The organism is Streptomyces clavuligerus (genome assembly GCF_005519465.1).
Taxonomy (GTDB): domain Bacteria; phylum Actinomycetota; class Actinomycetes; order Streptomycetales; family Streptomycetaceae; genus Streptomyces; species Streptomyces clavuligerus.
The window spans coordinates 1,209,939-1,229,501 of the sequence record NZ_CP027858.1; the positions used below are offsets into that span (position 1 = coordinate 1,209,939).

The 19,563-nt window shown below is 73.4% G+C and carries 12 protein-coding genes; 11 read left to right on the forward strand and 1 reads right to left on the reverse strand.

What is annotated here, in order from left to right; translation table 11 throughout:
• Window positions 1-61 precede the first annotated feature (61 nt).
• The 8 genes from CRV15_RS04790 (at window position 62) to CRV15_RS04830 (ending at window position 15,129) form a co-directional block, all read left to right on the forward strand.
• The gene (locus tag CRV15_RS04790) at window positions 62-1,300 is read left to right on the forward strand and encodes an MFS transporter (RefSeq protein WP_009997768.1); all 1,239 of its coding nucleotides are present in this window, start codon (window positions 62-64) and stop codon (window positions 1,298-1,300) included.
• Window positions 1,301-1,380: 80 nt separating this feature from the next.
• Window positions 1,381-1,842 (forward strand): ArsR/SmtB family transcription factor, encoded by a 462-nt coding sequence (locus CRV15_RS04795; protein ID WP_372461399.1) that lies wholly within the window; start codon window positions 1,381-1,383, stop codon window positions 1,840-1,842.
• Window positions 1,839-2,126 (forward strand): hypothetical protein, encoded by a 288-nt coding sequence (locus CRV15_RS04800; protein ID WP_003962141.1) that lies wholly within the window; start codon window positions 1,839-1,841, stop codon window positions 2,124-2,126. Before CRV15_RS04795 ends, CRV15_RS04800 begins: the two co-directional genes overlap by 4 nt.
• Before the next feature lie 359 nt (window positions 2,127-2,485).
• Entirely contained in the window at window positions 2,486-4,786 is a 2,301-nt protein-coding gene (locus CRV15_RS04805) for an MMPL family transporter (protein ID WP_003962140.1), read from the forward strand.
• Window positions 4,787-4,817: 31 nt separating this feature from the next.
• Window positions 4,818-5,549 (forward strand): DUF4097 family beta strand repeat-containing protein, encoded by a 732-nt coding sequence (locus CRV15_RS04810; protein WP_003962139.1) that lies wholly within the window; start codon window positions 4,818-4,820, stop codon window positions 5,547-5,549.
• 213 nt (window positions 5,550-5,762) lie between these two features.
• On the forward strand, window positions 5,763-6,545 hold the full coding sequence (locus CRV15_RS04815) for a thioesterase II family protein (protein ID WP_003962138.1): 783 nt from the start codon (window positions 5,763-5,765) through the stop codon (window positions 6,543-6,545).
• 37 nt (window positions 6,546-6,582) lie between these two features.
• Window positions 6,583-12,612 carry a non-ribosomal peptide synthetase gene (locus CRV15_RS04820; protein ID WP_003962137.1) on the forward strand — a complete coding sequence of 2,010 codons (6,030 nt, stop codon included), beginning with the start codon at window positions 6,583-6,585 and terminating at the stop codon, window positions 12,610-12,612.
• A 681-nt stretch (window positions 12,613-13,293) separates the two neighbouring features.
• Window positions 13,294-15,129 carry an AfsR/SARP family transcriptional regulator gene (locus CRV15_RS04830; protein ID WP_003962136.1) on the forward strand — a complete coding sequence of 612 codons (1,836 nt, stop codon included), beginning with the start codon at window positions 13,294-13,296 and terminating at the stop codon, window positions 15,127-15,129.
• A gap of 43 nt (window positions 15,130-15,172) precedes the next feature.
• On the opposite strand, the gene CRV15_RS04835 is transcribed toward CRV15_RS04830, so the two are convergent.
• Complete coding sequence (locus CRV15_RS04835) at window positions 15,173-16,474, reverse strand: MFS transporter (protein ID WP_003956161.1); 1,302 nt, start codon at window positions 16,472-16,474, stop codon at window positions 15,173-15,175.
• A gap of 493 nt (window positions 16,475-16,967) precedes the next feature.
• Here CRV15_RS04835 and CRV15_RS04840 point away from each other — a divergent pair, with 493 nt between their 5' ends.
• From CRV15_RS04840 to CRV15_RS04850, 3 genes are read left to right on the forward strand one after another with little or no spacing between them, the layout of a single operon-like run.
• A complete protein-coding gene (locus CRV15_RS04840; RefSeq protein ID WP_003956160.1) occupies window positions 16,968-17,705 on the forward strand; it encodes a methyltransferase in 738 nt (245 codons plus the stop codon).
• Window positions 17,702-18,577, forward strand: a complete 876-nt coding sequence (locus CRV15_RS04845) for a Rossmann-like domain-containing protein (protein ID WP_003956159.1) — start codon at window positions 17,702-17,704, stop codon at window positions 18,575-18,577. The genes CRV15_RS04840 and CRV15_RS04845 overlap by 4 nt, the downstream gene beginning before the upstream one ends.
• On the forward strand, window positions 18,574-19,563 hold the full coding sequence (locus tag CRV15_RS04850; RefSeq protein ID WP_003962135.1) for a GHMP family kinase ATP-binding protein: 990 nt from the start codon (window positions 18,574-18,576) through the stop codon (window positions 19,561-19,563). The genes CRV15_RS04845 and CRV15_RS04850 overlap by 4 nt, the downstream gene beginning before the upstream one ends.

The following is a 19,563-nucleotide window of genomic DNA, read 5'->3' on the forward strand; positions in this document are numbered from 1 at the left end:
ACCGGGGAAACCCGGGACACCCGAGACGTCCGAGACGCCCGGGATACCTGAGGCGCCCGAGGTGCCCGAGGCGGCGTCGGAGACACCGGCGGAGAGCCCGCCGCCCGTCCCCCTCCGCCGGAACCACAACTTCCGGATGCTCTGGATCGGGGGCGGCAGCTCCGTGCTCGGCGTACGGACGGCGGTCTCCGCGTACCCGCTGCTGATGCTCTGGAGCACCGGATCGGCCGCGCACGCCGGTCTGGTGGCGTTCGCCGCGCTGCTGCCCCAGCTCCTGCTCGTCCTGCCCGCGGGCGCGCTCGTGGACCGCTGGGACCGGCGCCGGACCCTGATGGTGTGCGACGCCGTCGGGCTGGCCGGTATGGCCTCCCTGGTCGTGGCGCTGCTCCTGGGCAAGCTGTACGTCGGCCAGGTGATGCTGGTGGCGTTCCTGGAGGGCGGGGCCGTCATCTTCTACCGGATCGCCGAACGGGCCGTGATCCGCGGCGCCGTGCCCACCGGCCAGCTCTCGGAGGCGTTCTCCCAGCACCAGGCGCGCGGCCACGCGGCCGGGGTGCTGGGGCAGCCCCTGGGCGCGGGGCTGTTCTCCCTCGCCCGCTGGGCGCCCTTCCTGGCCGCTGCGGTCACCCATACCGTCGCCCTGGTGACCCTGCTGATGATGCGTCACCAGCCGGTGGAGAGCAGGACCGGGACACGGCGGGCCCTGCGCACCGAGATCGCCGAGGGAATCGCCTGGGTGTGGCGGCAGCGGTTCCTGCGGGCGGCGCTGCTGGTCATCAGCATCAGCAATATCGCGTTCCAGGTGATGGCGCTCGCCCTGGTGGTGCTCGTCAAGGAAGGGGGCCACCCGGCCTACATGGTGGGCCTGGTGGGTCTGCTGGGCGGGGCCGGGGGCATCACCGGCGCGATGACCGCCGCGTGGGTGATGCGGCGGATACGGCTGGGGCCGCTGCTTCTGCTGGCGCTGGCCGTCTGGACGGCGCTGATGGCCTCGCTGGCGTTCGTCGCGCACCCGGTGGCCCTCGGTCTGGTGAGCGCCGGCACCACCTGGGTCGGCGCCCTGCTCAACGTCGCCGCCGGGGTGCACCAGGTGAAGGTGACCCCGGACGCGCTCCAGGGCCGGGTGAGCAGTGTGTTCGCCCTGGTGACCTCGGGGCTCAACTCCCTCGGCGCGCTGCTCGGCGGTGTGCTGCTCACCTGGTACGGCGGGGCCCGGACGATGGCGGGCGTGGCCGTCTGCATGGCCGTCGTCACCCTGCTCGCGCTGGCGGCGCCCACCGTCCGCCGGGCGGCCGATTAGGCCAACTGGACATGTGTCAGGGATGTTTGACAGGTCCTCGGGGGTGTGTCAGTCTTTCCTTACACATGAAAGGGAAAGCTGTGACGAACGGCCCACCTCTCACCGGGGACGCCTTTTTGCAGGTCATGGCGGCGTTGGGGAATCCGCACCGGATGCGGATCATCGCGTCGCTGTCCCACGGGCGGAACTATGTCAGCCAACTGGCTCGCGACATCGGCATGAGCCGGCCGCTGCTGCACATGCACCTCAAGCGGCTGGAGTCCTCGGGACTGATCACCGGCTCGCTGGAGGTCTCCCGCGGCGGCAAGGCCATGCGCTACTTCGAGGTCGTGCCCTTTGTCTACGAACTGACTCCGGAGCTGGTGGCGGAGGCGGTACGGACCTTGACCGACGAAGGTGACGAGGGGCGCGCCCCCGCCGGTGACGGCGGCGGGCGCGAGCTGACCGACGGAGGCGGGAAGCAGGCCCACCGCGGCCTGTTCGACGCCTCCGGGTTCACGAACGGGGCCGCGGTCGAGGCCAAGGAGGAGGAGAACCGATGAAGGGGGAGGGAGTCGTGACGCTCGCCATGGACGACGGGGAGCTCACGGGGATGGTCGGGGCAGGCGGTCTCTTCCTGCTGTGCATCGTGGTCGTCTGGCAGGTCGCCGTGACCTGGCGGGCCCGGATGCTGGCCGCCCGTGAGGAGCAGTACAGGGCGCTGGCCGAGAAGTACGCGAATCTGCTGGAGGACAATGTCGAACTCCAGCGCCGTATGGCCGAGGATCTGGCGAGCACCCAGCAGTCGGTGATGTCGATGGAGCGGATGATGCGCGAGATCGAGTAGGACCGCGTCCCGCGCCGGACCGTACGAGACCGCGCCGCTCGATTCGATGGGCATTCGGCGCGGTACTCGACGAAAGCGCTGTTCACCACCGCATCAGGTGGATTCCATTCCCACCTCATCGGTGGTCCCACCTCATCGGGTGGATTCCGTTCCGGGCCCGGCACTCGGCTTCGCACACCACATCGTGCCGGACGCGGATCTCTCTCCGGTGACTTCGCATGCCCTCGGGAAAGGGCTCGGGCCGCATGGCGCCCCGCGATGTCCCGGATCTGAATCCCGGTTTTCCGGGCCGTGATCCCAGGCCCGCGCCTCCGGGTTCCGGATTTCCGAAATACGCTTCCAGCCTTGGAGTATAGCCGATGTCAAGTGCACCGCCCGCTGGGCACTCCCCCTCCGGGGCGGCTCCGCAGGAGCCCTCCCCGGCCGAGGGGTCCACGGTCCGCACCACGCTGGTCGAACGCATCGCGGGCTGGTCGGCACGGAACGCGCGCAAGGCCATCGCCGGCTGGTTCCTGCTGGTCGTCGTCTGTGTGGTCGCGGGCAGCAGCGTCGGCAGCGGCGCCAAGACCTCCGACCCCGGCGAGGCCGGGCAGGGCCAGCGCATTCTGCGGGAGCAGGACCGCAAGGCCACCAACTTCCGCGAGAACATCCTCATCGAGGACAGGACCCGCACGGAGAAGTTCCGCGGCAACGCCGAACTGGAGGCCGTGGCCGCCGATGTCGCCAAGCGGCTCCGGGCCCGCGAGGACATCGTCAAGGAGGTCGCCGCCCCCGGTGACGGCGCCGCGGCGGCCCGGCAGCTCATCTCGGCGGACGGGAGGAGCGGGCTGGTCACCGCGACCATCGAGGGTCCCGCAGGACCCGCGGCCGACAAGCGGCTGTTCGCGCTCCAGGACGCCGTCAAGGAGCTGCGGAAGGCCCACCCGGACGCCCGGATCGCCATGGCGGGCGGCCTCTCGCTGGACATCGCGCTGGGCGAGGCGGCCGACAAGGACCTGGCCCGGGCCGAGCTGCTGTCGCTGCCCCTGACCCTGGTCATCCTGCTGGTCGTCTTCGGTGCCCTGGTCGCCGCCGGTGTGCCCGTGCTCCTCGCGGTGACCGCGGTCGCGGCGGCCCTCGGGCTCGTCGGGGTGATCGGCACGGTCATCCCCGCGAACAGCACGGTCTCCTCGGTGGTGCTGCTGATCGGCATGGCCGTGGGCGTGGACTACTCCCTCTTCTATCTGCGCCGTGAGCGCGAGGAGCGGGCGGCGGGCCGGCTCCCCAAGGAGGCGCTGCGCATCAGCGCCCGTACCTCGGGGCACGCGGTCGTGGTCTCCGGCCTCACCGTGATGATCTCCATGTCCGGTCTGCTCATCGTGGGAGCGGATGTCTTCAACGGCATGGCCGTCGGCACCATCGTCGTCGTCGGCATGGCCGTCCTGGGCTCCGTGACCGTGCTGCCCGCGGTGCTGGCGCTGCTGGGCCGCAAGGTCGACGCGCTGCGCCTGCCCCTGCTGGGCCGCCGCCGCACCGAGGCGACGGAGTCCAGGAGCTGGGCGGCGATCGCCCGGGTCGTGGTCCGCAAGCCGCTGCTGACGGGCTCCCTGGCACTGCTCGCCCTGGGCGCGCTCGCCGTACCGGCGCTCAGCATGAAGCTGAGCGAGCCCGGTTCGCTCAGCTCGCTGCCCCGCAGTATCGATGTCGTCGACGCCGGTGTCCGTCTCCAGGAGGCGTTCCCCGGCGGTGCCTCCCCGGCCCAGGTCGTGGTCTGGGGCGAGGGCGCGACGGCGGGCCGGGCCGACGCCGCGATCGAGGTGCTGCACCGGAAGGCCGCCGAGAGCGAGCTGATCGGTGAGCCGATCATCGCGGAGAAGGTGGACGAGGTGCTGAGCGTGCAGGTCCCGCTGGCCGGGAAGGGCACCGACGCGACCTCCGTGAAGGCGCTGAAGGAGCTGCGGCAGGAGGTTCTGCCGGAGGCGTTCGAAGGGGTCGGCGGGCTGGAGTACGCCGTCACCGGCGAGGTCGCGGGGAAGCAGGATCTCGCGGATCTGCTGGCGGAGCGTCAGCTCTGGGTCATCGCCTTCGTGCTCGCCATGGCGCTCGTGATCCTCGTCCGGGTGTTCCGCGCGCCGCTGGTGGCCCTGGTGTCGGTCCTGCTCAACCTGCTCTCCATCGGCGCCGCCTACGGCGTGGTCGTCCTCGGTTTCCAGGACGGCCATCTCTCCGGCCTGCTGGACTTCCAGTCGAGCGGCGGAGTGGTCAACTGGCTGCCCCTGTTCATGTTCGCGATCCTGTTCGGCCTGAGCATGGATTACCACGTGTTCATCCTCAGCCGGATTCATGAGCGCTGGCAGCGCGGCGAGGACGCCCTGACCGCCGTGACCCGCGGTGTCTCCGGCAGCGCGGGCGTCATCACCAGTGCGGCCGTGGTGATGATCGCGGTGTTCGCGCTGTTCTCCACGCTCAGCCTCGTCGAGTACAAGATGCTCGGTGTCGGCATGGCGGTCGCCGTCCTCATCGACGCGACGCTGGTGCGCGGGGTCCTGCTGCCCGCCGCCCTCGCCCTGCTCGGCGACCGGGCCTGGGGCAGGCGCCCCGAGCGGCCCGCCGCACAGCCCGCACCGCAGAGCGACGCGGTCCCCCCGGCGCGGACCCCGTCCGACGCCCACAGCTCCTGACGACCGGCTCCTCACAAGGAAGCACTGAATCATGGCACTGACCACGCAAGCGGACACCGGTACCCCGAAGACCCGGGCGCGGAGGCAGCTCGCCTGCGCCTCCCTGGTCGCCGCCGCGGCGCTCGCGCTGAGCGCCTGCGACCCGCCCTCCAGCGACGACCGCAAGAGCGAGCGCCAGAGCTACACGATCACCGAGAAGGCCACCGGGCTGAAGCTGGCCACCCGGGGCGGCGATGTCACGATCACCGCGTCCGACCGTACGGATGTGAAGGTCACCGAGAAGATCCACTACTCGGACGACGCGCCCGAACCCACGCACGCGGTCGCGGACGGGGCGATCACCCTCGACAGCGGCGCCTGCTCCAAGGGCAACTGCGGGGTCGACTACACGATCGAGCTGCCCGCGGCGCTCGCGCTCGACATCAGCAGCGACGGCGGCGATGTGGAGGTCCGGGGGACGAAGGGCGATCTCTCCGTCGCCACCGAGGGCGGCCGGGGCGATCTGTCGGAGCTGGCGGCCTTCAAGGTGACCGCCCGTACCGCGGGAGGCGCGCTGAAGCTGGCCTTCCGCACCAAGCCGACCAAGGTGACCGCCGCCACCGACGGCGGGGACGTGACCATGACCGTGCCGGAGGGCTCGTACGCGGTACGGGCCGACACCTCGGGCGGCGACAAGAAGATCGAGGTCGGTCAGGACCACGGCGCGGCCGAGCACATCCAGGCCGACACCGAGGGCGGCGATCTGACGATCCGTACCGGCTGAGCGAAGGCCCCGGGAGCGGGGAGCGGGACCGTCGGGCGATCCGCCCGGCGGTCCCTTCGCATACGCCTCGCATACACCGGGGCCGCTCCTGGCCCGCATGCCGGACCGTCGTGTGTGGAGAAAGTATAGGAAGGTGCGGCACGGTGCGCTCACCTGGAGTTCTGGTGCCTGGAACTCCCGCGCGTCGTTCCCACACGGAGAGTTGCCGCACCCATGACTGCCACCAGAACCGTCGCCCCCAGTGAGTGGTTTCGGGCCTACAGTCCCCGGCCGGCCGCCCACGGCCGGCTCATCTGCTTTCCGCACGCGGGCGGGGGCGCCTCCGCCTTCCGCGAACTGGCCGGGCGGGCACCGCAGTCGCTGGAGGTAACGGCGGTGCAGTACCCGGGACGGCAGGATCGTTTCAGCGAGCCGATGCCCAGGTCCATGGACGAGCTGACGACCGCGCTCGCCGAGGCGGTCGTGGCGGGACTGGACCGGCCCACCGCCCTGTTCGGCCACAGCATGGGCGCCACCGTCGCGTTCGAGGTCGCGCGGAAGCTGCGCCGCACCCACCCCGGCTTCCCGGTGCGGCTGTTCGCCTCGGCCCGCAGGGCACCGCACACACCCCTGCGGACCCCGGTGGTCTTCGACGACGACGAGCAGGCCGTGGCCTATATCCGCTCCCTCGGCGGGCAGGGGGCCCCGCTGCTCGCCGATCCGGAGCTGCGGGCCATGGCGGCCCATATCCTCCGTGCCGACCTGCGGCTCCTCGCGGACTACCGCTGCCCCGACGGCCCCCCGCTCACCTGCCCCATCACGGTGATCCGCGGTGCGGACGACCCGTCGTGCACCCTGGAGGACGCCCGGGAGTGGGGCCGTCACACCGTCGCGGGGCTGGGTGTCGAGACCCTGCCCGGCGGCCACTTCTATCTGGAGACGGCCGGGGCCGAGCTGGCCAATCTCCTCACCCGGCGGCTGACGGCCGACCTTCCCGGCCTCGCCGTCGCCCACTGACCGCCCGTCCCATCCACCGAGCACCGGGGGAGCACTCATGGCCGAAGCTGTGAACGGGCGGTGGCTGCCACTGACCGCCGCCCAGCGGGGCATCTGGTTCGCACACCAGTTGGACCCCACCGCCCACGCGTACAACATCTCCGACTATGTGGAGATCCGAGGTCCGCTGGACCCCGAGGTCTTCCGCACGGCCTGGCTGAGGTCCATCGCCGCGAGCGACTGCCTGCGGGTCCGGCGCTTCGAGGAGGGCCCCGACGGCGCGCTGCGGCAACTGCTCGCCGACGGCCCCGAGAACGAGCTGCGCTTCCTGGACATGTCCGCGTCCCCGGACCCGGACGGCGAGGTCCAGGCGTACATCCGGCGGGATCTCGAACGCCCCGTGGACCTCGCCCGGGGCGGCGCCCTGACGAGCTGGGCGCTCTTCCGCGTCGCGGACGACCGGCACGTCTACTACGAGCGGGCGCACCACATCCTCGTCGACGGGTACGGGGCGGCCCTCTTCACCCGCAGGCTCGCGGCCGAGTACACCGCGCTGGTCCACGGCGGCGAGCGGCCCGCCCCGCTCGCCCGTCTCGAAGAGCTGGTGGCCGAGGACACCGCCTACCGGGAGGGCGAGCAGGCCGCCGGTGACCGCGCGTACTGGGCCCCGCTGCTGGCGGACGCCCCCGATCCGGTCCTGCTGCACCAGCGGACCGCCACCGGCGGGCCCGTGCCCGCCGACCCGGGCCGGTCCTTCGTGCGGCGGTCCAGCCACTGGCGGGACGAGGTCACCGGCCGGCTCGCGGAGCTGGCGCGCGTGCACCGGACCCGCTGGCCGCTGCTGCTGATCGCCGTCGTCACCGCCTATCTGCACCGGGAGACCGGGGCCCGCGAGGTGGTGCTGGGGCTTCCCGTCACCGGCCGGGTGGGCGCGGCGCAGCGCGCGACCCCCGCGATGTTCGCCAATGTCGTCCCGCTGCGGATCGAGGTATCGCCCGGGGATACCCTCGCCGAGCTGATGCCCCGGGTCTCCGCCCGGATCAAGGGGGCGCTGCGGCACCAGCGGTACCGGTACGAGGACATCCGGCGCGACGGCGGCGGGGCGGGCGAGGACACCGGGCTGCGCCGGCCCGTGGTCAACATCATGGACTTCGACTACCGGCTGAGCTTCGGCGACAGTCCGGCCGTGCCGCACAATCTGACGCTCGGTCCGACGGAGGACCTGTCCTTCGCGGTGTACGACCGGCAGGACGGCTCCGGGCTCCACTTCGACCTGGACGGCAATCCGGACCACTACCGCGGCTCGGATCTGAGCCGGTTCCAGGAACGGTTCGAGCGCTTTCTGCACGCGGTGATCGAGCGGCCGGAGCGGGCGCTCGACGAGACGCCGTTCGTCCCGGACGCCGAGCTGCGCCGGATGCTCGTCGAGTGGAACGGGGCCGGGGACCGGGACCCGGCGGCCGAGGGCGGGCCGGACACCCTGGCCGCCCTCTTCGAGGCGCGGGTGGCGGCCGACCCGGACGCGGTGGCCGTGGTGGCGCCCGACGGGGAGTTGACCTACCGGCGGCTCAACGCGGAGGCGAACCGGCTGGCGCGGCTGCTGATCGAGCGGGGTGTGGGGTGCGAGACCCCCGTCGGCGTGCTGCTGGAGCGGTCCGGCGCCGTGCTGGTCGCCACGCTCGCCGTGCTCAAGGCGGGCGGTCACTATGTACCGCTGCACCCCGGCTATCCGCCCGAGCGGATGGCGTGGGTCCTCAAGGACTCGGGTGCCCCGGTCCTCATCACCGACCGCCCCGACGCGGAGCTGGGCTTCGCCGCCGATCAGCGGGTGGTCCGGGTGCCGGAGGGGCCCGCGGAGGCGGACGCCGGGAATCCGGCGCGCCCCGCCCTGGGCGGGCAGCTCGCGTATGTGATCTACACCTCCGGTTCCACGGGTGTCCCCAAGGGGGTCGCGGTGGCGCAGCGCGAGGTGGCCGCCTTCGCGGCGGAGCGGCGCTGGCGGGACGGTGCGCATGAGCGGCTGCTGATGCAGTCCCCGCACGCCTTCGACGCGTCGACGTACGAGATGTGGGTGCCGCTGCTGTCCGGCGGCACGGTGGTGGTCGCGCCGCCGGGGCCGGTGGACGCCGCCGTGCTGCGGGAGGCGGTCGAGCGCCACGGTGTCACGAGCACCTTCCTGACGGCCGCGCTGTTCGCGCTGATCGCCGCCGAGGACCCCGGGGCCTACCGGGGCATGCGGGCGGTCATCGCGGGGGGCGAGGCGCTGTCCCCGCCGGTGCTCCGCCGGGTGCGCGAGGCGTGCCCCGGGCTGAAGCTGATCAACGGCTACGGGCCGACGGAGACCACCACGTTCGCGGCGCTGCACTCCTTCGGGGAGATCGCCGACGTGGCGCCGATCGGCACTCCGCTGGACGGCTCGCGGGTCTTTGTGCTGGACGCGCGGCTGCGGCCGGTGCCGGTGGGGACCGAGGGCGAGCTGTATGTGGCCGGTGCGGGGGTGGCCCGCGGCTATCTGGGCCGGGGCGGTCTGACGGCCGAGCGGTTCCTGCCCTGCCCGTTCTGGCCGGGTGAGCGGATGTACCGGACCGGGGACCTGGTGCGCTGGCGCGCCGACGGGGTCCTCGAATACCTGGGGCGCGGCGACGACCAGGTGAAGGTCCGGGGGTTCCGGATCGAGCTGGGCGAGGTGGAGGCGGCGATGGCCGCCTGCGCGGGGGTGGCGCGCGCGGTGGCCGCCGTGCGGGAGGACCGTCCCGGGGTGCGCAGGCTGGTGGGGTATGTGGTGCCGGAGCCCGGTGCGGTGCCCGATCCTGCGGCGGTGCGGGAGGAGATGGCGCGCGGGATTCCGGAGTACATGGTTCCGCGGGTGATCGTGCCGCTCGCCGCGGTGCCGCTGACGCCGAACGGCAAGGTGGACCGGCGGGCGCTGCCGGAGCCCGAGGCGTCCGGCGGCGGCCGGGCGGCCGGGTCCGCGCGGGAGGAGGTGTTCGTCTCCGTGTTCGCGCGGGTCCTGGGTCTGGACCGGGTGGGCGCGGACGAGAACTTCTTCGATCTGGGCGGGGACAGCATCCTCGCGATGCGGGTGGTGTCGCTGGCCCGGGAGGCGGGCTGGTCGGTCAGTACCCAGGAGGTCTTCCGGCGCCGTACGCCGGAGGGGCTCGCGCTGGTGGCCCGGCCGCTCGGCGAGGGCACCGGGGAGGGGGTGGAGGACCGGGCCGACGCGCTCGGGATCGCCCCGCTGACCCCGGTGGCCCTCGGTCTGCTGGAGCGCGCCGGTGACACGGTGGGCCGCTTCCACCAGGCGGTCCTCGCCGAACTGCCCGACGGGGCCGACGACGACGTGCTGCGGGCGGCGCTCCAGGCCGTCGTCGACCGGCACGATCTGCTGCGGGCCCGGCTGGTGCGGGACGGCGGGGGCACGCCGTGCTTCGACATTCCGCCGCCGGGGGCGGTCGCCGCCGGTCCGCTGCTGGGCCGGGCCGTCGCGGTCCCGGCCGAGGACGCCGGTGGAGGAGCGGAGCGGGGCGGTGCCCGAGCCGGGGACGGCGGCGCACGAACGGCACAGGACCGTGGACAGGCCGGGGACGGCGGTGGTGAACGGGCCGCTCTGGCCGCGGTCTGCCATGCGGCGGCGGCCCGGCTCGACCCCTGGCGGGGCGTCAATCTCCAGGCGGTCCGGATCACCGGGCCCGCCGGGCGGGGCGACCGGCTGCTGCTGTGCGTGCACCATCTGGTGGTCGACGGGGTGTCCTGGCGGGTGATCCTGCCGGATCTCGCGGAGGCCGTGCGCGCTCTCGCCGAGGGCCGCGACCCCGAACCCGCGCCGGTGCCGGTCTCGTACCGGACCTGGGCGCGCGCGGAGGAGCGGCGGGCCGCCGCGGGCGCGCACCGGGCGGAGCTGGACCACTGGACGGCGGTGCTGGACACCGTCGAACCATCGCTGGGGTCGCGGCCCCTGGACGGGGGGCGGGATCTCTACCGGGACGCCCGGCACACCTCGGTGGTGGTGCCAGGCGCGGACACCCGGCGGCTGCTGGAGGTCGCGTCGGCCTTCCACACCGGGGTGGACGATCTGCTGCTGACGGCGCTGGTCCGGGCCGTCGCGGGGTGGCGGGCCCGGCGGGGGCAGCCGTCGGGGCCCGTGCTGGTGGACGTGGAGGGCCATGGCAGGAACACGCCGTCGGGCCACGATCTGTCGCGTACCGTCGGCTGGTTCACGGCGATCCGCCCGGTGCGGCTGAGCGGCGCGGATCTGCCGCTGCCCGCCGCGATCAAGCGGATCAAGGAGGAGGCGCGGCAGGCGCCCCACGACGGGATCGGCCATGGGCTGCTGCGCCGTCTCGACCCGGAGGCCGCGCCCCGGCTCGCCGGGCTGCCCGCCCCGCAGGTGCTGTTCAACTATCTCGGCCTGGTCACCGGCGGGGACGGGTGGCCGCTGGCCCCGGCCACCTCGGCGCTGCCGCACGGCGCCGACCCGGGGATGCCCCTGACCCATGTCCTGGAGGTCAACGCCGAGCAGCGGCGCACCGCGAACGGGGCGGAGCTGCACGCGCTGTGGACCACGCCGCCGGGTGTGCTCGACGAGGCCGGGGTGGCCGAGGTCACCGAGGGGTGGCTGGCGGAGCTGCGGGCCGTCGCGGAGCTGGCGGGGCGGCCCGGCGCGGGCGGGCGGACGCCGTCGGACCTGCCCCTGGTCGCGCTCGGGCAGCCGGAGATCGAGCGGCTGGAGGAGCGGGTCCCCGATCTGGTGGACGTCCTTCCGGTCACCTCGCTCCAGGAGGGGTTCCTCTTCCACGCCCTGGAGGCGGGCGAGGACGGGGTGGATGTGTACACCTGTCAGATCCCGATGGATTTTGATGGTTTGCTGGACGAGGACGCGCTGCGCCGCGCGGGCGGGCTGCTGCTCGCCCGGCACACGGGGCTGCGGACGGGGTTCCATCTGGACGGCGGGCGGGCGGTGCAGATCGTGCGGGGCTCGGCGGAACTGCCGTTCTCCGTGGTGGATCTCTCCACGCTGCCCCGGGAGGAGGCACAGGCGCGGGCGCGGGAGATCGCGGAACGGGAGCGGGTGCGGCGGTTCGATCTGAGCAGGCCGCCGCTGCTGCGGATGGTGCTGCTGCGGATGGGGCCCGAGCGGCACCGGCTGCTGGTGACGGCGCATCACATCATCTGGGACGGCTGGTCCACGCCGGTGCTGGTGGGTGAGTTGTTCGCCCTGTGGGCGGACGCGTCGGGCGGCGGTCTGCCCGCGCCGGTGGCGCACCGGAGCCATCTGGAGTGGCTGGCCCGCTATGACGCGACGGCCGCCGAGGACGCCTGGTCGCGGGAGCTGGCCGGGCTCGAAGGGCCGCTGCTGGTGGCACCGGAGGCCGGCAGGCTGCCCGCGGTGCTGCACGAGCGCATCCCCGGTGAGCTGTCGGCGCCGGAGCTCCGCGCGCTCCAGGAGCGCGTCCGGCCGCACGGGATCACCCTGAACACGGCGGTGGCGTTCGCCTGGGGGCTGGTGGTCGGCCGGGCGACGGGCCGGGACGACATCGTCTTCGGGGCCAGTGTCTCCGGCCGGCCGGCCGAGCTGCCGGGGGTGGAGCGCATGGTGGGGCTGTTCACCAACACAGTCCCGGTCCGGGTGCGGCTGCCCGGGGACCGTTCGGTGCTCGATGTGCTGCGGACGCTCCAGGACGCGCAGTCCGCCCTGCTGGACCATCAGCATCTGGGGCTCGGGCGCATCCAGCGTCTCGTCGGTGTGCGGCAGCTCTTCGACACCACGACGATGCTGGTGAACTATCCGCTGGACCGGCGGGCGCTGTCCGCGGCCGTGCCCGGTGCGCGGCTGACGGGGATCGACGTCCTCGACGCCACGCACTATCCGCTGCGGCTGGTCGCCGTGCCCGGGACCGACGGCTCACTGGGGCTCCGGCTCGGGTACCGGCCGGATGTCCTCACCCGGGAGCAGGGGCAGCGGTATCTCGACCGCGCTCTGCTGGCGCTGCGGGCCCTGACCGGTGATCTCGACACGCCGGTGCGGAGCGTTGATCTGATGGACCAGGAGGAGAAGACTGCGCTGCTGACCCAGTGGGGCGGTTACTGATCCCCTGTCGCTTTCCCATCGTCCCCTTGGTTCAACCACCGTCCGAACGGCCTCACTGGGCCGTTCGGAAACAGGGAGGACGTCCCGGTCGGCAATGATGATTTCATGTAGCATTCATCTTGCGCAAAGAACGCCGGGACGTCCTTTGCGATGACCTTGCAGATATTTTTTGGAAGCCCTGTACGACCTATCACCGGGTGAAAATCACAGCACCCTGCCGGATCGCGTCAGCAGGTGGCCAGTTTTTGCCGCCCAATGCTAGGGTGGGGCGAATGACGGGCCTGGCCAAGGGCGTTTTCCATCCGCTCGGAAGCCCCGCTTGACTCCGTTGACCTGGGGAGGTCAAAACGGAGGGCCGGTGCCCGGATCGATGGCTCAGCATCGGGGGGAATTCATGCGGGACGGATCGACGGCCACACCACCGACAGCAGTCGAGTGTTTTCTGCCCGCCTCATGGGCGGGCCGCAGGTAAAGAAACGCCGGTTCGGGTTCTCCGTTCCGTGCCGGACAGCGCGGAATGTTTCTCTCTATCGACTCAGCACCGGTCCAGCGGATCGGCGCTACGACCTGGCGACAGAAATAACTCGTTCCAGTGGTCGGTATCCACTCTTTCGGCGTGTCCTCCGGGCGTTCTCCGGCCACCGGCACGGGCGAGTCATTTGTGTGCGCATCAACATTCACATGATTGCTGAATCCGTCAGTCCGATCCAGTTCCGTCTGCTCGGCCCCGTCACGGCGAGCCGGGCGCAGTCGGAGGTACCGCTCTCCGGCACCAAGATCCAGACCGTGCTCGCCAAACTCCTGCTCGCCGGGGGCCGCACGGTCTCCGACACCAGTCTGAGCACCGCGCTGTGGGGACACCATCCGCCCTCCACGTCCAGCGCGCAGATCTACACCTACGTCTCCCGGCTGCGCAAACAGCTCGGGGCCGCGGTGAGCATCGCGCGCCAGGGGCCCGGTTACGTCCTCGACGCGCCCCACAGCGAAGTGGACGTCTTCGAGTTCGAGCGGCTCACGGCGCTGGGTCAGCGCGCCCTCGGCCAGTGCGACTACACCGCCGCCAGCCGCTACTTCGGCGAGGGCATCGAGCTGTGGCAGGGCGAACCGCTGGAGAACGCCACCGAGCACCTCCAGGAGGTCGAGGTCCCCCGGCTGCTGGCCGCGCGGCTCACCGCGCTGGAGCACCGCGTCGAGGCCGACCTCGCCCTGGGGCGGCACCACCAGATCTCCGCCGAGCTGACCGGCCTGGTGGCCGGCTTCCCGTTGAACGAGAGGCTGCGCGCCCAGCTCATCACCGCCCTGTACCGGTGCGGGCGGCAGGCGGAGGCGGTCCACGTCTACCACAAGGGGCGCACGGTGCTCGCCGAGCAGATGGGCGTCGACCCCGGGCCCGAACTCCGCGCCGCGTATGAGTCGATGCTCCGCGGCGAGATGCACGGGACGGCCGCCGCGCCCGCCGTGGTGCCCACCACGCTGCCGCCGGTCCCGGTGCCCTTCGTCGGGCGCTCCCGTGCGCTGGACCTGCTCGGGGCGATCCTCGTCCCGCGGCGGGCACACCGGGCCGAGCAGCCTGTCCGCGCCCTGATCACCGGCATCGCGGGCATCGGGAAGTCCGGCCTGGCGGCCGTCGCGGCGCACGGCGCGGCCCACCACTACCCGGACGGACAGCTCCACGCCGAGCTGTGCCACGCCGACGGCCGCCCGAAGACACCCGGAGAGGTCCTCGTCCGGCTGCTGCGCGCCCTCGGGGAGCCGCGGGCCTCGGCGGACCACAGCGGCTTCCCGGCGCTCACCGGGGACGTCGAGGAACTGGTGCGGCTGTACCGGACCCGCACCGCGGGCCGCCGGCTGCTGCTCCTGCTGGACGACGCGACCGGCGACGCGCAGATCGACCCGCTGCTGCCCGCGGGCACGGGCACCGCGGTGGTCGTCACCAGCCGCACCCATCTCACCTCCGTCCCCATGGCCCACACCGTCGTCCTCGACCCGATGGGCGAGGAGGAGGCGCTCCAGCTCCTCGGCGCGACGATGGGGGCGCAGCGGATGGCGGACCAGCCCGAGGTGGCCCGGACCCTGGTGCGCCAGTGCGCGGGGCTTCCGCTGGCCGTCCGGATCGCGGGGACCCGGCTGGCCTCCCGGCCGCAGTGGCCGCTGTCCGAACTCGCGGGGCGGCTCGCCGATCCGAGCCGCCGTCTCGAAGAGCTGCGCTTCGGGGACCTCGGGGTCAGCGACGGCTTCCGGTCCTCGTTCGGACGGCTGCGCCCGCGCACCCGCAAGACGCTGCCCTGGCTGTCGATGCTGGGCGAGCAGCCGTTCACGGCGGCGGCGGCCGGGGGTGCGCTGGGCATGTCGGCGCACCGGGCGGAATCCGTCCTGGAGGATCTCGTCGACGCCTCCCTGATGGGAATCACCCGTACCGCCCAGGCGCAGTTGACGTACCAGTTCCATCCGCTGGTCCTGCTGTTCGCGGAGGCGCTGTCCCACGACGGGCGGCCGATGCGGCCCTGCCACGCGTGAGCCTCCGACGCCCGTGCGGGACGGGCGCCGGGGCGGGGGCGGGTCAGACGGAGGCCCGGCCCCGGGTGGCGCCGCCGAGCGCCGCCGCCGTGCCCCGGCGGAAGTGGCGGGTGCCCGCGACCAGGGCGGCGGCTGCCGGGGCGACGAAGCAGGTCAGCGCGCAGACGGCGAGGACCGTCCGCAGGCCGAGGGCGTCGACGGCGGGGGCGAAGAGCGCGAGTCCGGCGGGGGCGAGGCCGTAGGAGAGCAGGAAGTCCAGTGAGGAGACCCGGGCCAGCTTGTCGGGTGCGACCTCCCGCTGCACGGAGGTGAACCAGGGCACGTTGAAGAGTTCGATGCCGATCCCGGCGACGGCGTACGCGGCCATCACCACGGCCGGGTGGACGGGCAGCAGCAGCGCGAGGGGCGCGAAGCCGTAGGCGGCGAGCCCGGCGAGGGCGGTCCGGCCCGGGGAGCGGGGCCGCCAGCGGGCCATGAGCAGGGCGCCCGCGAGCGCACCCGCGGTGTAGGCGGTCAGGGCCCCGGCGAGCACCAGTCCACCGTTGTCGGTGTCCCGGCTGACCAGGGGGAGGGCGACGCCCGTGGCCGAGTAGCCGGTGGCGATCACGGCGGTCAGGGAGAGCAGGCCCGCGATGAACCAGGGGTGGCGGCGCGCCTCCCGTATCCCCTCGGCGAACTCGCCCACCAGCGTGGTCCGGCCCGGTCCTGCGGCACCGGCTTCCGGCTCGTCCCCGGCCGTGCCCCGGGTGCCGGGGCCGGGGACGAGCGCGGCGGCGAGCCAGAGCACCCCGATCCCGAGCAGCAGCGCCCAGGTGTCGACGAGCAGGGCCAGCAGGGCGGTCAGCGAGGGCGCGACCAGGGTGGTGACACGGGTCGCCAGGGTCAGGGCGGCGTTCGCGCCCTGCCTGCGGTCGGGGTCGACGACCTCGGCGGTCAGGGCCTGGTAGGCGGGGCGGCAGGCGCCCTGTCCGGCGCCCGCGAGGGCGGCGGCGATCGTCATGAGGAGCAGGGAACCGTCCAGTCCGGCGGCGAGCAGCGGGGACGAGGCCGCGGCGGCGAGCCCGGCCCACAGGACGACGCCCCGGCGGGAGTGGCGGTCGGCCAGGACACCGCCGAGCGGGACCGCCGCGAGGAAGCCGACCGTACGGGCGGCGAGCAGCAGTCCCAGCGCGGCGGCGGTCAGCGTGCGGTCGAGGACGGCCAGGCCGAGGACGAACGGCAGGGCCCAGGTGGCGAGTCCGGAGGCGGTCGCGCCGGTCCAGAGCCGCAGAAAGGCGAGGTCGCGCAGGAGGGGACGGGGCCGCTCCCGCTCGGCGACGGATGGCGGGACGGGGGTGGTCGGCACGGAGGGGGCTCCTGTCGCTCGTCGGTCCGGGGTGCCGCGGCGGCCACCGGTCCGGGGTTCTGTACGGGGTTTTCCAGGGGCGTTCTGCACGGGTTTCCGCGGGAGGGCCGGGTACGGGCCGCAGATCCGGGCACGGCCGCCCGGAGCCTCCGGCGTCGTCCGAACTCGATCCGGTCCGACCGAAGTCGACCACATGCGATCGAAGCCGCTTGAAGCTGATCCGGAGTCCGCCCGGGCGAGTGTGGCGCGCGGCACCCGAACACCCTGGCGTAATGATAATCATTTTCGTTAGAGTGTCGACGACCCGGCCGCGCCGGGGCTCCCGCCACACGGGAGCGAGACCCCATACCCCGCATCCCTTATGCCGGATTTCAACGGTTTACGCCCAACGCCGCGCGTACCACTCGCCCGTGATCCGGCGGATCGCCATGGCCCAGGGCCCATGACCCCCATGGCACATGTGACCCATGACCCATGACAGGAGTACTCCCCCATGCCCCGACCGGCGACCCGACCCGCCCTGCTCGACCAACTGCCCCCGCCCCTGCCCGCCGACCGGATCATCGATCTCAACCGCCCCCGGGGCGATCTGCACACCACCCGCCGCTACACCTGGAACGACTGGACGTTCGAGGCGCCGCCCGGCGTCTTTCTGCCGGGCGGGACCAGCCGCATGATCCATGAGCGGATTCTCGACGGGCGCATCGCCGTGCGGGACCGCCGTTACGCCGCGATGGGCGTCGGGCTCGGTGTCGAGGCGGTGGCCGCCGCCGTGCGCGGGGCGCGGCGGATCCACGCCCTCGACGTGCACCCCGCCAGCGTGGAATCGGCGGTCCGGCATGTCCGGCGCATCGCCGGTGACCAGGCCGCGAGCCGGGTCGTCCCGGGGACGGGCGACCTCTTCGCCGCCGTGCCCGACGGCACCCCGCTGGACGTCGTCACCTTCAACCCGCCCGCCGTCAGCCGCCGCGTCAGCGAGGACCCCGACGTCATACGCAACGTCTGCGCCGGAGCGCCCCTGCTGGCCCGGTTCTTCGCCCAGCTCGCCGAGCGGGAGCTGCTGGCCCCGGACGGCGAGGTGTTCGTCGTCGCGTCCAACACGGCCGATCTGCGCACCATCGTCGAGGACGCGCTGACGGCGGGCTTCACCCCGGAGGTCGCGCATCTGCACGACTGGCGGGACGGCGTGCTGACCTATCTCTTCCGGTTCACCCGGGAGGGACGGGCGTGAAGACCGTCGACGAGCTGATGTCCGCCGTCCTCGCCGGGGAGCGGGGCCCCGACCCCGCCGGTTCCACGGCCACCAGCGTGTTCTGGGTGCACCACGGCACCCGGCTGGCCGGGGGCGATGTCACCTATCTCAACCAGTACGTCCTGGTGCGGCTCGGCGGATCGTTCGGCGCGTGCGCCTTCGAACCCGGCGAACTGGACTCCGCCGTCTGCCGGGACGCGTCCGGCAGCCCCCTCGACACCCTGCTGCGGGAGGCGCCGCGCCCGCTGCGGATCGCGGCCCTCGACGCCTTCCTCGCCGAGGGCCGTCCGCACCGGGAGGCGCCGGACGCCGAGGCGGTCACTCTCCCGGCGGGCAGCCCCGAGGAACGGGCGGCGGCCCGGGACGCGGCCGTCGCCGGACTGCTGGACCTGCCCGGCAGCCCCGGCCCCACGGGTCTCTCGGGTCCGGCCGATACCAGCGGTCCGGCCGGTGGGCCGCGGGTCGCGGTGATCGGGGTGGTCAACCCGCTGATGGCGGCCGTCCGGGCGCGCGGCGGGACCCCGCTGCCCTGCGACTTCACCCTGCGGACCACCGCGTGGGGCGACCCCGTCAGCCGGGACATGCACGAGGTGCTCGACCGCGCGGACGCCGTGGTCGCCACCGGGATGACGATCGGCAACGGCACCTTCGACACCCTCATCGGACACTGCCGGGACCGGGCGCTGCCGCTCGTGGTGTACGCGCAGACCGGCAGCGCGATCGCCCGGGAGTTCCTCGGCTCGGGGGTCACCGCCCTGTCCGCGGAACCGTTTCCCTTCTCCCAGTTCAGCGGCGGGCCGACGGCGCTCTACCGCTACCGCGACCGTGACCGCGCCGCGAGCCGATCGTGAGCGCGTCGGCCGCCCGCTGGACCCGGACCAGTGTCCGCGCGGAGCGGGGTGCTGTGGGCACCGGGCAGGCGCCCTGCCACCACGGCGAGATCCTGCAAGGCGTCTTCCGGGACGGTACGGGACGCGCACGGCACGCCCTCGTCACCCTGCCGCTGGACGGGCCCGGCACCCGGGCCCGGTTCGTCCGGCGGCCCGGCAGCCCGCCCGAGGAACTGTCGGTCGTCCCGCCGGACCGGACGAAGGCACTGCGGGCCGCCGCCCTCACCCTGCGCGAGTGCGCGCTGCGGCGCGGCGAGCGGCCCTGCGGCGGGACCCTGCGGCTGCGCGGTGACATCCCCGTCGGCCTGGGCATGGGCTCGTCGACGAGCGATGTCATCGCCGCCGTCCGGGCCGTCGCCGACTCCTATGGGCTGCGGCTGCCGCCGAGTGCCGTCGCCCGTCTCGCCGTCGGCGCGGAACGGGCCTCCGATCCGCTGATGCTCGACGGGCGTCCGCTGCTGTTCGCGCAGCGGGAGGGCCGAGTGCTGGAAGTACTCGGCCCGGCCCTCCCGCCCGTCGTCGTGGTCGGCTGCCTGCTGGGCGGCGGCGCCCCCGTGGACACCCTCGCGCTGTCCGCGCCCGCGGAGTGCGCGGCGGAGGTCGCCGCCTACGAGGAACTGCGCGGACTGCTGCGCCGGGCCGTGCGGACGGCGGACACCGCGCTGCTCGGCCAGGTCTGCACCGGGAGCGCGCGCCGCGCCCAGCGGACCGTGTGCCACCCGGAACTGCCCGTTCTGGAGGCGGTGGCCGCGCGGACGGGTGCCGTCGGGGTCCAGGTGGCCCACAGCGGCAATGTGGCCGGACTCCTCTTCGACCCGGCGGTCGCGGCGGACAGCAACACACTGCGGCGCTGTGCCGCAGCGCTGGAGAGCGAGGGCATCCCGGTCACCCGGGTCTTCACCACGGCCCCGCGCGGGCAGCCGCACCGGGCCGCGCCGCGGGCGTAG

Bases quoted from the DNA above. Each gene is read 5' to 3' on its own strand.
- CRV15_RS04815 (WP_003962138.1), top strand. From the start codon at position 5,763: ATGACTGCCACCAGAACCGTCGCCCCCAGTGAGTGGTTTCGGGCCTAC.
- CRV15_RS04820 (WP_003962137.1), top strand. From the start codon at position 6,583: ATGGCCGAAGCTGTGAACGGGCGGTGGCTGCCACTGACCGCCGCCCAG.
- CRV15_RS04840 (WP_003956160.1), top strand. From the start codon at position 16,968: ATGCCCCGACCGGCGACCCGACCCGCCCTGCTCGACCAACTGCCCCCG.
- CRV15_RS04830 (WP_003962136.1), top strand. From the start codon at position 13,294: ATGATTGCTGAATCCGTCAGTCCGATCCAGTTCCGTCTGCTCGGCCCC.
- CRV15_RS04805 (WP_003962140.1), top strand. From the start codon at position 2,486: ATGTCAAGTGCACCGCCCGCTGGGCACTCCCCCTCCGGGGCGGCTCCG.
- CRV15_RS04800 (WP_003962141.1), top strand. From the start codon at position 1,839: ATGAAGGGGGAGGGAGTCGTGACGCTCGCCATGGACGACGGGGAGCTC.
- CRV15_RS04810 (WP_003962139.1), top strand. From the start codon at position 4,818: ATGGCACTGACCACGCAAGCGGACACCGGTACCCCGAAGACCCGGGCG.